The sequence below is a fragment of the Rhodanobacter sp. UC4452_H20 genome, assembly GCF_052978205.1.
Window position 1 is genome coordinate 1,815,623 of the sequence record NZ_CM129662.1, and the last position, 13,724, is coordinate 1,829,346.

General features: G+C 58.6%; 14 protein-coding genes. 10 read left to right on the top strand and 4 right to left on the bottom strand.

Annotated features, from left to right (window positions below; translation table 11 throughout):
* From ACVCMC_RS08675 to ACVCMC_RS08695, 5 genes are read left to right on the top strand one after another with little or no spacing between them, the layout of a single operon-like run.
* Entirely contained in the window at window positions 1-930 is a 930-nt protein-coding gene (locus ACVCMC_RS08675) for a GDP-L-fucose synthase family protein (protein ID WP_447099380.1), read from the top strand.
* Entirely contained in the window at window positions 927-2,282 is a 1,356-nt protein-coding gene (locus tag ACVCMC_RS08680) for a lipopolysaccharide biosynthesis protein (protein WP_447099381.1), read from the top strand. Before ACVCMC_RS08675 ends, ACVCMC_RS08680 begins: the two co-directional genes overlap by 4 nt.
* Before the next feature lie 42 nt (window positions 2,283-2,324).
* Window positions 2,325-3,551 (top strand): DegT/DnrJ/EryC1/StrS family aminotransferase, encoded by a 1,227-nt coding sequence (locus tag ACVCMC_RS08685; RefSeq protein WP_447099382.1) that lies wholly within the window; start codon window positions 2,325-2,327, stop codon window positions 3,549-3,551.
* Window positions 3,548-4,444, top strand: a complete 897-nt coding sequence (locus ACVCMC_RS08690; protein ID WP_447099383.1) for an NAD-dependent epimerase/dehydratase family protein — start codon at window positions 3,548-3,550, stop codon at window positions 4,442-4,444. Before ACVCMC_RS08685 ends, ACVCMC_RS08690 begins: the two co-directional genes overlap by 4 nt.
* Complete coding sequence (locus tag ACVCMC_RS08695) at window positions 4,441-5,259, top strand: glycosyltransferase family 2 protein (RefSeq protein ID WP_447099384.1); 819 nt, start codon at window positions 4,441-4,443, stop codon at window positions 5,257-5,259. The genes ACVCMC_RS08690 and ACVCMC_RS08695 overlap by 4 nt, the downstream gene beginning before the upstream one ends.
* Before the next feature lie 206 nt (window positions 5,260-5,465).
* Here ACVCMC_RS08695 and ACVCMC_RS08700 read toward each other — a convergent pair whose 3' ends face one another.
* A complete protein-coding gene (locus tag ACVCMC_RS08700) occupies window positions 5,466-6,401 on the bottom strand; it encodes a glycosyltransferase (protein WP_447099385.1) in 936 nt (311 codons plus the stop codon).
* 176 nt (window positions 6,402-6,577) lie between these two features.
* Between ACVCMC_RS08700 and ACVCMC_RS08705 the strand changes: the two genes are divergently transcribed.
* The 5 genes from ACVCMC_RS08705 to ACVCMC_RS08725 are packed head-to-tail and all read left to right on the top strand — an operon-like array spanning window position 6,578 to window position 10,648.
* Window positions 6,578-7,651 (top strand): glycosyltransferase family 2 protein, encoded by a 1,074-nt coding sequence (locus ACVCMC_RS08705; protein ID WP_447099386.1) that lies wholly within the window; start codon window positions 6,578-6,580, stop codon window positions 7,649-7,651.
* A complete protein-coding gene (gene glf / locus ACVCMC_RS08710; protein ID WP_447099387.1) occupies window positions 7,648-8,772 on the top strand; it encodes a UDP-galactopyranose mutase in 1,125 nt (374 codons plus the stop codon). Before ACVCMC_RS08705 ends, glf begins: the two co-directional genes overlap by 4 nt.
* 57 nt (window positions 8,773-8,829) lie before the next feature.
* The gene (locus tag ACVCMC_RS08715; RefSeq protein ID WP_447099388.1) at window positions 8,830-9,099 is read left to right on the top strand and encodes a hypothetical protein; all 270 of its coding nucleotides are present in this window, start codon (window positions 8,830-8,832) and stop codon (window positions 9,097-9,099) included.
* Entirely contained in the window at window positions 9,096-9,506 is a 411-nt protein-coding gene (locus tag ACVCMC_RS08720) for a type II toxin-antitoxin system VapC family toxin (protein ID WP_447099389.1), read from the top strand. Before ACVCMC_RS08715 ends, ACVCMC_RS08720 begins: the two co-directional genes overlap by 4 nt.
* A gap of 2 nt (window positions 9,507-9,508) precedes the next feature.
* On the top strand, window positions 9,509-10,648 hold the full coding sequence (locus tag ACVCMC_RS08725) for a glycosyltransferase family 4 protein (RefSeq protein ID WP_447099481.1): 1,140 nt from the start codon (window positions 9,509-9,511) through the stop codon (window positions 10,646-10,648).
* Between the two features lie 21 nt (window positions 10,649-10,669).
* On the opposite strand, the gene ACVCMC_RS08730 is transcribed toward ACVCMC_RS08725, so the two are convergent.
* Genes ACVCMC_RS08730 through ACVCMC_RS08740 form a run of 3 tightly spaced genes read right to left on the bottom strand, consistent with a single transcriptional unit; the run spans window position 10,670 to window position 13,528 of the window.
* Window positions 10,670-11,407: a methyltransferase domain-containing protein gene (locus ACVCMC_RS08730; protein WP_447099390.1), complete on the bottom strand. Its 738-nt coding sequence runs from the start codon at window positions 11,405-11,407 to the stop codon at window positions 10,670-10,672.
* 20 nt (window positions 11,408-11,427) lie between these two features.
* Complete coding sequence (locus ACVCMC_RS08735; RefSeq protein WP_447099391.1) at window positions 11,428-12,681, bottom strand: glycosyltransferase; 1,254 nt, start codon at window positions 12,679-12,681, stop codon at window positions 11,428-11,430.
* Window positions 12,674-13,528: a glycosyltransferase family 2 protein gene (locus ACVCMC_RS08740; protein WP_447099392.1), complete on the bottom strand. Its 855-nt coding sequence runs from the start codon at window positions 13,526-13,528 to the stop codon at window positions 12,674-12,676. The genes ACVCMC_RS08735 and ACVCMC_RS08740 overlap by 8 nt, the downstream gene beginning before the upstream one ends.
* Window positions 13,529-13,724: the final 196 nt, after the last annotated feature.

Sequence of the window (13,724 nt, forward strand, 5' to 3'; positions counted from 1 at the left end):
ATGAATCTCGACGCACGCATCTATGTTGCCGGCCATCGTGGTCTGGTCGGCAGCGCCATTGTCCGACGACTGCAGGCCGATGGCGCAACCAATCTCATCCTGCGTACGCACCACGAACTCGATCTGGTCGATCAAGCGGCCGTCGAAACATTCTTTGCCACTGAACGCCCTGAATACGTTTTCCTGGCGGCAGCCAAAGTCGGGGGCATCCGCGCCAACAGCACCTATCCCGCCGAGTTCATCCACGACAACCTTGCCATCCAAACCAACGTGATCCACAACGCATGGAAGCACAGCGCAAGAAAGTTGCTGTTCCTCGGCTCATCGTGTATCTACCCTCGCGATTGCCCGCAGCCGATCAAAGAGGAATACCTGCTGACCGGGCCACTGGAACCCACCAATGAGTGGTATGCCATTGCCAAGATTTCCGGGGTCAAGATGTGTCAGGCATACCTTAAACAGTACGGGTTCGATGCGATCTGTGCCATGCCAACCAATCTGTACGGACCAGGCGATAACTACGACCCTGAAAACGCCCACGTCGTACCTGGATTGATCCGCCGTGTCCGCCAGGCACAAGCCACCAATGCGCCCACGGTTTCAATTTGGGGAAGCGGCGAGCCGCTGCGCGAATTCCTGCATGTCGACGACCTCGCCGATGCAGCGTTGTTTCTAATGCGTAGTTACAGCCATAGGGACCCGATCAATGTGGGTTCCGGCCGGGAGATAACCATTGCCGCACTGGCAAGTACAATTGCGCGAGCGGTCGGCTACGCGGGCGAACTCGTGTTTGATACAACCAAGCCGGATGGCACCCCGCGCAAACTACTAGACACCGCCCGAATGGATGCGCTCGGGTGGAAAGCACAGATCGGACTGGAGCAAGGATTGAAGCAAACGGTCGATGCGTTCTCGCTTGTGTCCCCATGAGCAATGACGACCCGACCACCCCGGTCGACGTGATGTCCCGGTGGGTCGGCATACGTGGTCGACGTATCATTCATACCGGTGCGTGGTCGATGGTAGCGAAAGCATCCGCCGCAGCCAACCTGTTCCTGACCGTACCGTTCGTCTTGCATGCTTTAGGGCCAGCACTCTTCGGCGTTTGGGTGACCTTGGTCTCGCTGGTAACCTTTGCAGGTTTTCTAGACTTCGGTCTCGGCAATGGCACCATGAACCTCATCGCTGCTGCGCACGGGCGCGGCGCACATGACGAGGTTGGCCGTATACTTTACGAAGGGCGTCGTACGTTGCTTTGGCTTGCCCTGTGGTTGGCTGTCGCCGCCTCGATTGCAGTACCGCTGATCCCATGGCAACGATTGCTTGGACTTCCAGAGCAAATGGCAGCCACCAGCCGCGCGGCCGTCGCCGCGATATTTTTTGCCGTCGTACTCGCGGTTCCGCTAAACCTCGCGAACCGAGTACAACTCGGATTAGGGCATGGTGATCGCGCTTTTAAATGGCAAGCACTGGGCCAACTACTAACCCTTGTGACCGTGATCACGCTCGCAAAATCAGGTGCGCCGCTTCCATTTCTCGTGTTAGCGGCTGTCGCCACCCCCCTGCTTAGCTCCGTCGCCAACACTTGGTTGTTATGGCTCGACCCTCAGATGGCTACCCCGACCCAGCAGCGATATCCTGCAATCGCCGCCCACATCCGCAAGGAAGGATTACTATTCTTCATCCTCCAGTTGGCTGCAGCGCTCGCTTATTCAACCGACCTTCCCTTAATTTCCACCCTTAAGGGATCCACAGAGGCTGGCACCTACGCAATCGTCCAGCGCCTGTTCTCAGTCATTCCTCTCGCCCTTGGCTTAGTCTGGGTGCCACTATGGCCGATCTACCGGCAGGCGCTCGCGATTGGCGACCATGGATGGGTCAAGCGAACGTTGCGACGCTCCGTGCTGTTGGCAGTAGTCGCTGCAATGAGTACAGGCTTCGCTCTGGCACTGGGCTTTCACCACATCGCCGAACTCTGGGTGCACCAACCCTTAGCCGTTGGTGGAACCCTGCTGGCAGGATTTGCAGTGTGGTTGACCATAGACGCTCTGGGAACTGCTGTTGCCACCTTTCTCAATGCGGCGAGCATCATGCGATTTCAGGTAATCACGGCCTCCATCTTCGCGATCATATGCTTTGGATTGAAGGCCTGGGCAATCAGCCATCTCGGGATTTGGATCGTTCCTTGGATAACAGCGGCTACGTTCTTGTGCCTTAATTTAATTCCAACCCTCCTTTTGTGGCCACGCATCATCGCGTTCACTCACTCGAAACTTTATTGACAGCTTTGCGCCGATGAACAATTGCTACGGATTCCAACTACAATGACGACCAACCCCAATTACGAATTCCCGCTTGTAGATTCAAGCTACGACAACCAGGAAATCCTGCGTTGCATGGAAACGTTGCTCAGCGGTCAACTTACCATGGGACAGCGAGTGCATGATTTCGAGGTTGCATTTGCGGAGCACATAGGGGCTCCCTATGCAGTCATGGTGAACTCTGGGTCGTCTGCCAACCTTTTGGCTGCGTCCGCGATCATTAACCCTCTGCGGTCGAAGCGGTTAGACATCGGCGACTATGTGGCGGTGCCAGCCGTCTGCTGGTCGACATCGATTTGGCCTCTCGTGCAGCTCGGCTTGAAGCCTGTACTAATAGATGTGGACCCTTCTACGTTGAATTTGTCCATAGCTTCCCTACACGAGGCGATGCGCCGACTTCCGATTAAAGCGATCATGATGGTGCATGTACTTGGCAACAGCACCGATTTGCAACAACTGCTGGATATCGTAGATGACAAGGGACTGCTGTTAATAGAGGATACGTGCGAGTCCCTGGGCACAACGTTCCAACAACGGCATCTGGGAACTCTGGGGGATTTCGGCACTTATAGTTTTTACTTTTCGCACCATATGACGACCATTGAGGGTGGTATGGTCGTCGCGCGAACTCTCGAGGATTACGACCTGCTTCGATGCCTGCGCTCTCATGGCTGGAGCCGTGAGCAAAGTAATCGTAGTGAATTGGAGGCCGAAAACTCGGCCATCGATCCGCGATTCCTGTTCGTCAACGTCGGTTATAACGTTCGGCCGATGGAAATCCAAGCAGCATTTGGCATCGAACAATTGGGAAGGCTGAACGAAATGAATAGCCACAGAAAGCAGAACGCCATCCTGATGCGCAAATCCTTTGAGCACAGCACGAAATGGCGATCGCAGCTCCAATTTCCGACTGCCCCTGCAGGCGTAGATGCATGTTGGTTTGGCTTTCCATTCCTAGTCAATCCCGAACTTTCAATAGATTACAAGCGCTTCACCGAGCTGCTGATGGATGCCCATATTGACACACGTCCTATTGTTTCGGGAAACATGGATCTGCAGCCTGCGACTCGCCTATTCAACATCGAACGCTCGCTGGCACCATTCGCCGGGGCCCAACAAGTACATGACCACGGAGTTTTCATAGGTGTTCATGCCAAGCCGATCGAAGCCGATCGTATGACATGGCTGGCCGAAACTGTTCTGGATGCCCTCACGGCCGCATGCAAGTGAACCTCTCCTCCCTCGTTCCCCGACCCCAATTCCTGCCGAGCTTCCGCGCTTGGAATACGCTGGAAGGGTCACGTATTGCTGTTACGGGGCACCGTGGAGTTCTAGGCTCTCTGCTCGCTCACCGCTTGCGGGATCATGCCATCCACGTAGACACATATCCGGGAGACGTCTGTGACATCGCCGGCATCACGCGGTGGATCGATCTAACCCGACCAACAGCCATATTTCACCTCGCAGCTATTGTTCCTCTACCAAAGGTTGAAGCCGATCCTTTCGCTGCCATGAAAGTGAATGCGACGGCGTTGGTGGCAATTCAAGAAGCGGTCGCCAAATTCATTCCTGACAGTTGGTTATTCCTCGGATCTACGAGCCACGTCTACGCCGCAACCGCAAGTCTGCGGGGAAACTGTCGACGAGTCTCCGAAAAGTCTGCCGTCGAACCCCTAAGTCTGTATGGTGCTACGAAGCTTGCGGGCGAACGTGTTCTTGAGCCGTTGGCACGACATTCAAGGACACAACTTTGCATTGGGCGAATTTTTAGCTACTTCCACGAACAACAGCCATCCTCCTTCCTCGTCCCCGGGTTGCTTTCGCGAATCAACGATGCAGACGACGGCTCCGTGATCGAAGTAAGAGATGCTGACGCCATCCGCGACTTCCTGTACGCAGACATGGTCGTCGACGCCATGTTGCTCCTCTGCGCGCGGCGCGCAACCACTACGGTGAACATCGGATCGGGCCAAGCGACTAGTATTGGGGAAATCGCTGACCGAGTCCGTTTTTTCTCACGGAAAAATATTTCGCTCCAATATCTACCTGCGGCGAATCCAGGGGGACTTGTCGCCAATACCTCAAAGTTGCGTAAATTGATATCGACAGGGCTCACTGTATGACGTCTACTTCAGTCTCTATCATAATACCTGTCTACAATCGTGCCCATCTTGTTCACCGCGCGATTGACAGCGCCCTCGACCAAACGATCGCGTGCGAAGTACTTTTGGTCGACCACGGAAGTACTGACGATATTTCCACAGTGGTCAAGAGGTACGGCACTCGCATTCGCTACATACGTCGCGACGACGATCGAGGCCCTATTGAAGCGTGGCGCGATGGCGCGGAGTGCGCGACGGGCAAGTACCTGCATTTCACCTACGACGACGACTGGTTGGAGCCACAATTTATAGAAAAGTGCCTTGATCGGTTCAGCGATGACGTCGCTTTTGTCTACTCGCGGGCGGCGCTACATGACCTCAGCGCTGGCAAACAAGGCGTATTGCTGCGTCACCCATCGGGAAAAAATGCGATCAAGGACTTGGTGCAATATCTGCTGCTGTCACCACTGACCATCAGCCCCGGTTGTGCGATATTTCGGCGTGCGGACGTTTTGGAGAACCTATTGCTCGAAGTTCCAGGAGCGACCGGTCAATACGGAAAGAAGTCCGGCGTTGGGGAAGATTTACTGCTGTTCCTGCTCACGTCGTTAAGCTACAGCCAGTACGCGCACGTGGCGGAGCCACTTGCAGACTTCCTCGCGCATCCCGGAAGCATTACTGTCAATGCGCAGCGCACGGGTCAAAGCGTCGCACTGGCCGAATCGTATGGTGTAGCGAAGGCGTTCTACTTAGCTCAACCTGGCGCACACCAGACCATGAGCGGTACTCGCAAAATGTTATTCCAGCTTCGTTGGGCGCTCAGATCATTCTTCTAATGGAAGCACAGCGATTCTAGTGGCCCCCTAAGGATGGCCTGATCTCTTCTCCGTTTGAGGCATTATGGCGACAAGCCCCAAGAAGCCCACCCCCGACACACCGAGCATATGAAGTCCACCGTTCGCTCCAAGGTGGAACACCTTGGATGGTTAAGAACTGATGGATCTAATGGGAAGGGCATTGCATGACTAGATACCGTTGTGAACTATCTTCGCTTTCTCCAGGTGCGCCAGACACGCCATGGATGAAGTAGCCCATTAACAAATACCACGGCCATTTGATAAAAAGGTCGCACGTGAAAAATGCCGAGCTTCCAGTTGATATATACGGACTCGGAGACCATCCGCAGACGGTTTCTCGGTTGTGAGCTAATGCCACCGGCGTCGAAGCGTGCCACCATGAGATCGAGCTTCGCGCCACGTCCGGCCAGTAGTTCTCCCAGAAGCGGCTCAGCATCGGCGCAAATATGGCACCGCTCGTCAAAGCGAAACCCCCGGAACACAGTCGCACGCTGGAAGACGCCTTGATGGCATGGCATCCACGGCCGAGCGCCCCCCCAAGGTCCAAGCAAGCCCCGCCACTCCGGGCTGCGCGCGCATAGATCGATACCTGAAGCTGCATCAAATACGATGGTACCACCGTAAGCGGTAGTGATTTCCAGTGGCAGCTTATCAAGTGCGTCAGCGGCTTTGGCCAGCGTATCGACGTCGTACAGAACATCACCAGCGCCCAAAAACAATACCCATTCCCCGCGCGAATGAGGCAGCATTTTGTTCCAAGCGTTGTAGACCCCTGTGTCCGGCTCAGACATCAAGATGGTCACAAGTTCGCCGAGCCCACGTGCCGCAGCCAGCGTACCGTCAGTCGACGCACCATCGGTGATGAGCCACTCGAAGCTCTTGCAAGTCTGCGCCTCCAGCGAGCGGGAGGTAATCAGCAGCGCGTCGCACGCATTGAAGGTTGCTGTGATGATGCTGAATCGCGGTGCTGGAGACGCATCATCTTTCGTTCCGGCGCCAGTTCGGCAATGCGCCGCAGTACGTTGAACTTGCTTAGTTTGCTGTAGATGGAAGTTTTTCATTGCGAGAAAATAGTAACCTAGTAGCGAAATGATGACACCATTGGCTCGGTTGATGTACACCCGGGGAATTTGACGATGTCGAGCGCGCAGGCGCCATCTTACGAGCGAATTTGCAGTGGCCCGCCAACATTGGTGCTTCGCGACCGACGGTTGTGGTAGGTAGGTGGGCATTTCTGGAACGTGTTTCCAAAACAAAGACTCAACCGACGGCTTCACCTGAAATACTGGAGCAGTTCATGGATCCGGCATCCCCGCAGCCTGTTTGTGTCAGTGACAGACCTTCCGTCTCAGTGATCATCGCAACCTACAATGGGGCAAGTTTTCTTCCCAAATCGATAGCCTCTGCACTTGAACAATCGCTACCGGCACTCGAGATTTTGATCATTGATGACGGCTCCACGGACGGAACTGCGGCGTTAGTTAAAAATTTGGCGCTAGTGGACGGACGGGTTCGCCTCATCAAGCTTCCCCATAACCTTGGCCCGTCAACGGCTCGTAACGTCGGTTTGGATCAAGCGCGAGGCGACTGGATTGCCATTCTGGACGCTGATGACCTATGCCTGCCAGATCGTTTCGCCCGACAAGTTCAGTTTCTACAAGAGGCCGGCCTGGATCTGTGTGGCAGCTGGTTTGTGGAATTCGGACAGGGTCCAGCGCGTACAGCGCGCTGGCCACATACTGAGCCGGCACTCCGCGCAGCGATGTTGTTCCAGAGCACCATTTGCCACCCAACGGTCATGGCTCGCCGTGAAGTATTCGACCGTTACCGCTATCGTGAGGAGTATCGATTGGCCGAGGATTACGATCTGTTCGCTCGAGCAATGGCTGATTTCCGGATGGCGAACGTTCCAGAGGTGCTCCTGCGTTATCGTCGCCATTCAAATCAGGCTACCCAGACACAACGTAAAGCGATGGAGGAGGTGACCAGAGGTATCCGGCTTGAAATATTGGCCAACCAAGGGATCAACGCATCCAATGAAGAACGGCGCCTGCACAACTTGATCCGCGCGCCCCAGTCCATAAGCAAACGCGAAGACTTGGATGGTATCGAAGCGTGGCTGCTGAGACTTGTTTCATTTTACGAGAGTCCTGAAGCAAAGCAGATCATCGCGTCGCAATGGATTCGCGCATGCGTACGCGCAGCACCACTAGGCATGCGTATGTTGAGTGCTTATCGAACTTCACCATTACGCATACTCGCAGATGCGGGAACACGTACGTCGATCGATCTTTTCATATTGGCGACCATGAAGCTCGACTATCAGTCCTCACTTTTTGCTGCCTTACGTCGCCTCGGCCTGAGTGCTTGACCAAATTGACTAAGATTCATGCCAGTTTCCTCATCGTCGGCGCCGGCTACGCCGGCAGCGTCATGGCGCGCGAACTCGCCGATGCCGGCCACCGCGTGCACGTCATCGACAGGCGCCCGCATATCGCCGGCAATGCCTACGACGAACTGGACGAGCACGGCGTGCTGGTGCATCGCTACGGACCGCACATCTTCCATACCAATGGCGAGCGGATCTTCAAGTATCTGTCGCGCTTCACGGAGTGGCGCCCGTATGAGCACCGGGTCCGCGGCGTGGTGGGTGGAGTGCGCTATCCATTTCCCATCAATCGCGACACCCTGAACCAGCTGTACGGGCTGGACCTGGATGAGGCAGGTGCGGCAGCGTATTTCGACCGGGTACGCGAACCACGCGAGCCAACCTTGACCAGCGAAGATGTGGTGCTGAACTCGGTGGGACGCGACCTATACGAGAAGTTTTTTCTCAATTACACACGCAAGCAGTGGGGCCTGGATCCATCGGAACTGAAGGCGGGCGTGGCCGCGCGTATTCCGGTGCGCACCAATACGGACGACCGGTACTTCACCGACACCTTTCAGGCGATGCCGCTGCACGGCTACACGAAGATGTTCGAGGCCATGCTGGATCATCCGAACATCAGGGTGGAGCTGGGCGTCGATTTCGCCGATGCGCGCGGGCGTGACACGTACGGCCACGTGGTCTATACGGGGCCCATCGACGCCTACTTCGATTTCCGTTTCGGCCGCCTGCCCTATCGCTCGCTGCGCTTCGAGCACGAGCACCTGCCCGCTGTCGACCGGTACCAGGAAGTGGGCACCGTGAACTACCCGAACGACCACGCCTACACCCGCATCACCGAGTTCAAGCATCTGACCGGCCAACAACATGCAGGCACGTCGATCGTACGCGAATATCCACAGGCCGATGGCGACCCCTACTACCCGGTGCCGCGCGAGGAAAACGAAGCGTTGTTCAAACGCTACGCGGCACTGGCCAGGGAGGAAAAGGGAGTCACTTTCGTCGGCAGGCTGGCGCAGTACCGCTACTACAACATGGACCAGGTGGTGGGAGCCGCACTAGTGGCGGCCAAGCGATTCCTGGGCAAGGGCGACGATGTTTGAACAGTACCGATTTCCGTACTAAACTTGTTCCAAGCCCACTCAACCTCCTGCATTGCCATGGAAAACACGCTGACCGTCGCTGAACTCAAGCGCCGTGGTGCCGCCGCCATCGAGGACGGCCTTGAGCATGGCCCTATCCACTTGCTCAAACACAACAAGACGGCGGCAGTGGTGCTTTCGGAAGCCGAATACCGGCGCCTGGCTGGCGAACAACGCAAGAAAGTACCTGGCTTGACTGCCATGCAGTGGTTGCTGGCGCATCCGGGCACCGGGCGACTGGGCAAGCGGGAGATCAACCGTCGCCTGCGTAACGACCGCGACTGGTGATCGCCTTTCTTGACTCCAGCGCAATCATCTACCTCGTCGAAGGCAAGAAGCCTTTTGTCGACAAGGTTCGCCGACAACTGCAGACGCTGACGCTCGCCGAACCGGCGTTGCGCACCGCCGTCAGCCGGCTTGCGTGGCTGGAGTGCCGGACGGGACCGATGAAAGCCGGAGACGTTGAAACGCTGGCCACCTATGACGAATTTTTCGCGCGGGCGGATCTGATCTGTGTGGAAATGGGCGCCGATGTCGTCGACCTGGCCACGGCAATCCGCGCCCGGCATGGACTGAAGACGCCAGACGCCCTGCAGGCGGCTTGCTGCCTCCAGCTTGGCAAGGATCATGTATTTCTTACCGGCGACACCGGCTTCCGCCGCGTGGCGGGGCTGAACACCCGAATACTTGGTTGACGATGCGCATCGCCTTTCTGTGCAAACGCCGTTACATGGGCAAGGACGTGATCCTCGATCGCTATGCGCGGCTGTACGAGATTCCCTTCCAGTTGGCGCGGCTTGGTCACGACGTGCGGGGCTTCTGCCTGAGCTACCAGGGCCACGACGATGGCGAATGGGAGCATGAGGGCGAGCCAGGCAAGTTGCATTGGGGGTCGCACTCGCTGGGCCGGTTTGTGCTGCCTGCACTGGCGGGCTATCCACGGCATCTGCTGCGGCAGTTGCACAGCTGGACACCCGACGTGCTGATTGGCGCTTCGGACATTCCCCACGTTGCTCTTGCGGGATGGTTGGCCAAGCGTCTCGGTGCGCCGTATGCCGCCGATCTCTACGACAATTTCGAAGGCTTCGGCCAGGCGCGCATTCCGGGCATGGTGACGGCGCTTCGCCACGCCGTGCGGGGGGCCGCGCTGGTGACCACCACGAGCGAGCCGTTGAAGGAACTGGTCGTGGATACCTACCGCGCACGTGGCGAGGTCCTTGCCATGCCGAGCACTGTGGACAAGAGTGTGTTCCATCCCCGGGATCGCACTGCCTGTCGCCGTGCGTTGGACTTGCCAGAGGACGCCCTACTGGTCGGCACGGCGGGCGGGTTGCATCGGGACAAGGGCGTGGATGCGTTGTACGCGGCGTGGCCCACGATCGCCTCACGACATCCCGACGCGCACCTGGTGCTGGCCGGCCCTTTCGATACGGGCTTTCCACCACCGGCCTATCCGCGTGTGCACTACTTGGGCCAGCTGCCGCATGCGCGCACCGCCGAACTGTTCAACGCTCTCGATGTCGGCGTGATCTACTTGCGCGACACCCCGTTCGGTCGCTACTGCTTTCCGCAGAAGGCCTACGAAATGCTGGCGTGCAGCCTGCCGATTGCTTCGGCACGAGTCGGCGTGATGCCGGAATTGCTCGCTTCGGCACCGGAAGGACTGTACGCGGCAGACAATCCGGCCGACCTTGCGCGGGCAGTGCTGGATCTGCTTGACCGCCCTGCCGTGGCCACCGTGCCGATCGACGATTGGGCACATCTCGTGGGGGTGATGGAACAGCGGCTTGGGCAGATCATGGAAGGCTTCCCTTCCCCCGGTGCATCCCGAGAGTGAAGAGCCGGGTTTGCCGACCGATCAACCCGATCGCTTGATGCCGCAAGCCACGTAACCGTCACCCAGGTCCCGGGTGTAGAACCAGCGCTGCGCTACGCAAAACGGCAGGACCAGCTTGTCGCTCAGCAATGACAACGTGCGATTGATCGCCTTGGGTTTCGCCTGGGCACTGCGGATGCTGCGCTGTTCGGCGCTCAGACCGTCGTAACTGCTGTCGTTGCGCACGATGCGATTGGACAGGCGCCGGGTAAGTTCGGTGATCGGGTAGCCGTAGTTGATGATGCGGACGTCATCAACACCTCCATCGCGCATCAGCTGGTGAAGCTGATCCTTTTCGTACCGCCTCACGTGCCCGACGAGTTCGTCGGAACGGCCGTACTTCCTGGAATGCGCCGGCACGGAGAGCAGGACCCTGCCGCCGGGCTTGAGGTAGCGCATCCATTCGCGGAACACGTCCAGGTCGTTCTCGATGTGTTCAAGCACCTCGAAAGCAAACAGATAGTCGAACTCCTCGGGCAGAAGCTCGGACAACTCGTCGACCACCCGCATGCGCTCTCCGGCATCGGCCAGGTTGCGGCGGATCAGCTTCCGGCTGTCCTCGCCCAAGTCGTGACACGCGCCGGAGAACCCTCGCTCAAGGAAGAGTCGCGTCATGTGACCGGTTCCGGCGCCCATCTCGACGAACCGTCCCGTCGGCCATGAACGGCTTACGTCCCGAATGGTACTTTCTCGCAGGATCAGCTTGGGTTGCTTCTGCATGGATGCCCCGGAACCTTCGATCATTCCCGCCCGGACGGATACGCCGCGCGACGAGCGGTCGTGCCCGCACCATCGACGCATTGCTGCAATTGCCGTGCATAGCCGTCGGCGATGTTCTGCCAGTCGATGCGCTCTGCAGCAGCCTTGCGGATGGCGGCGGCACGCAGGCGTGCCTGCTCCGGATTGCCAAGTGAGGCGACAATCGCAATGGCCAGCGCGTGGCTGTCACCGGGCCTCACGCAGACATCGGCACGAGTCTCGCCCAGCAGATCCCCGATGCCGGCAACGTCACCCACGAGAACTGGGCACCCGCAGCCGATGGCCTCCATCAGCACTACCGGCAATCCTTCCTGGTTGCCCGAATCATCGCGTACGAACGGCGCCACGAAAAGGCTCGCGCCTCGATAGAGTGCGGGCAACGCGGATTGAGCTGTGGCACCGAGAAACTTCACGCTCGCCGCGATGCCCAGCCGGCTCGCCTGTGCTTTCAGCGCGTCCTCTTCCGGGCCGAACCCCGCGATGGTCAGGGTCGTGGCAGGCCGCTGCGCGAGGACTGCAGGCATGGCATCAAGCAAGTGGACGAGGCCCTTCTTTGGCACCAACCGCCCGACGAACAACAGTTCGTCATTGCCCCGCTGGATCGTCGGATCGGGTATGAACCGCTCACGCATGTCCACGCCCATCGGAAGCACGGTCATGCGCGGCGGGTGCAGGCCCACACGCGCCGCCTCTTCGCACATGGCACTGCTGACGACGGTCATCGCCGAGGAAGCAGCAGCCACACGACGCTTGAGTGTATTCAACGTACGGCCCCGCAGGCCGAAAAGGTCGCCGCCATGCGAGGTCACCAGGTAGGGAATACCGGCAACACGCTTGAGCCGGTGTGCGATCAGCCCTTGTGGCAGCAGCCAGTGCGCATGGATCACGTCCACGCGGTGGCGCTTCAGCAATTGCCGGGCCGCCACGTACTGGCCGATGAGGAAGCCGGGAACCAGCAGCCATTTCCACCGGCTACGGCGCAGGTTGGTCGCGATGCCGCCGTGATTCACCAGCGTCTCTAGGCGACGGGGCGCATAGCGATACCGCACCACGTCGACGCCATCTAGCTCGCCGCTGGCGTCGGCACCCGGCGCATCCGGAACCAAGGCGATGACACGGAAGCGGCCGGCCAGTCGACGGCACAACTCGTGCACGAAGCCCGGTTCCGGATCATCACGCCAACGCGGATAGGTCGAAGCCAGCACCAGTACAGTGGGCCTGGGGTATTCAGTCATGGCGCCGGTAGGTCAGTCCCGTGATCTGCTCTGAAACCAGCCCGATCAGAAACACGATCACGCACGCGCTCCACATCAACATGCTGCCGTTGGTGAGCCGGCCGTAATGGCTGTAGGTCCACGCGTAATTCGCGCACCCCAGTAGGAAAAACACCGCACTCGCCGGCACGAACAGCTTCAGGGGCGAATACAGCGTGGCAATCTTGAAGATGATCAGCAGGAAGCGAATGCCGTCGCGCAGGGGTCGGATGTGGCTGGTGCCGACGCGCTGGGCGGCCTTGATCGGGATGTACGCGACCGCGTAGGCGCTGCGGAAGAACGCCATGGTGCTGGTAGTGGGGTAGCTGAAGCCGTTAGGCAGCAGGTGCAGGAATTCGCGGAACTTGTCGGCGCGCACGGCGCGGAAGCCGGAGGTGAGGTCGAGTACGGGGTGGCCGGTCATCTTGGTGGCGAGCCAGTTGTACAAGGTGTTGGCGATGCCCCGACCGACACCGGCCTGGCTGCTCCAGTCGCGGGCGCCCACCACCATGTCGTAGCCGCGGTTCAACTGGTCGAGCAGGCGGGCGACGTCGGCGGGATCATGCTGGCCGTCGCCATCCATGAACACCAGGATGTCGCCCGTGGCGGCGCGGGTGCCGCGCTTGATCGCCGCGCCGTTTCCCATCGAGTACGGCGAGGACAGGCATTGCACGCCGTGGCTTTCGCAGATGCTGCGGGTGTCGTCGGTGGAACCGTCGTCGACCACGATGATCTCGGCCTGCGGCTGCGCCGCGCGCAGTTGCGGCAACAAGACCGCGAGCGCGGGCGCCTCGTTCTTGGCAGGCAGGATGATGCTGAGCTGGTTCAAGATCGGGCTCCCCGGGAAAAAGGGATCATAGCGTGAAGGCCAATTGGTGGTCGGCGGCGGCACATTTCGAAACAGGCACTACCCCGTACCACGTGCGGAGAACGGGGCCTTGTTCAAGCAGTACGCGGAGTTGGCGAAGGACAAACCGCACGTGACTTTCGTGGAGCGGCTACTACAACCTGGATCAGTTGGTTGG